Below are 1,226 nucleotides of genomic sequence, written 5' to 3'. Positions count from 1 at the left end.
CGCGCCCGGATTTGCCAAAGCGCCTTCTCCAATGCAAGGACCGGGACTTCCAACACCCGGACAACCTTCCGCGATCCGTCCCCCCATCGCATTCAACAATGGTGCAGGAATATTAACCTGCTTCCCATCAGCTACGCATTTCTGCCTCGCCTTAGGGGCCGACTCACCCTACGCCGATGAACGTTGCGTAGGAAACCTTGGGCTTACGGCGAGGGGGCCTTTCACCCCCTTTATCGCTACTCATGTCAGCATTCGCACTTCCGATACCTCCAGCACACTTTCCAGTGCACCTTCGCAGGCTTACGGAACGCTCTCCTACCATGCACATAAATGTGCATCCGCAGCTTCGGTATATGGCTTAGCCCCGTTACATCTTCCGCGCAGGACGACTCGATCAGTGAGCTATTACGCTTTCTTTAAAGGATGGCTGCTTCTAAGCCAACCTCCTGACTGTTTTAGCCTTCCCACTTCGTTTCCCACTTAGCCATATTTGGGGACCTTAGCTGGCGGTCTGGGTTGTTTCCCTCTTGACACCGGACGTTAGCACCCGATGTCTGTCTCCCGTGATTGCACTCTTCGGTATTCGGAGTTTGCTATGGCGTAGTAATCCGCAATGGACCCCACAACCATGACAGTGCTCTACCCCCGAAGGTGATACACGAGGCACTACCTAAATAGTTTTCGGAGAGAACCAGCTATTTCCAGGTTTGTTTAGCCTTTCACCCCTATCCACAGCTCATCCCCTAACTTTTCAACGTTAGTGGGTTCGGACCTCCAGTACGTGTTACCGCACCTTCATCCTGGCCATGGATAGATCACCTGGTTTCGGGTCTACACCCAGCGACTGAACGCCCTGTTCGGACTCGCTTTCGCTACGCCTGCCCTAATCGGTTAAGCTTGCCACTGAATGTAAGTCGCTGACCCATTATACAAAAGGTACGCCGTCACCCCTTGCGAGGCTCCGACTGTTTGTATGCATGCGGTTTCAGGATCTGTTTCACTCCCCTCCCGGGGTTCTTTTCGCCTTTCCCTCACGGTACTGGTTCACTATCGGTCGATCACGAGTATTTAGCCTTGGAGGATGGTCCCCCCATCTTCAGACAGGATTTCACGTGTCCCGCCCTACTTGTCGTACACCTAGTTCTTCCTCGCTGTTTTCGTCTACAGGGCTATCACCTGCTATGGCGGCACTTTCCAGAGCCTTCGACTAACAATGAAGATAAAGA

At 53.1% G+C, this 1,226-nt stretch carries 1 rRNA gene; it reads right to left on the bottom strand.

From position 1 onward, the window contains the following. A 23S ribosomal RNA gene (locus J2W46_RS34290) occupies positions 1-1,226 on the bottom strand; the annotation flags it as partial.

The sequence above is a fragment of the Paraburkholderia strydomiana genome (genome assembly GCF_031456815.1).
Taxonomy (GTDB): domain Bacteria; phylum Pseudomonadota; class Gammaproteobacteria; order Burkholderiales; family Burkholderiaceae; genus Paraburkholderia; species Paraburkholderia caledonica.
Note: the sequence above shows the minus strand (reverse complement) of the source record. Positions and strands in the feature narration are given on the sequence as shown.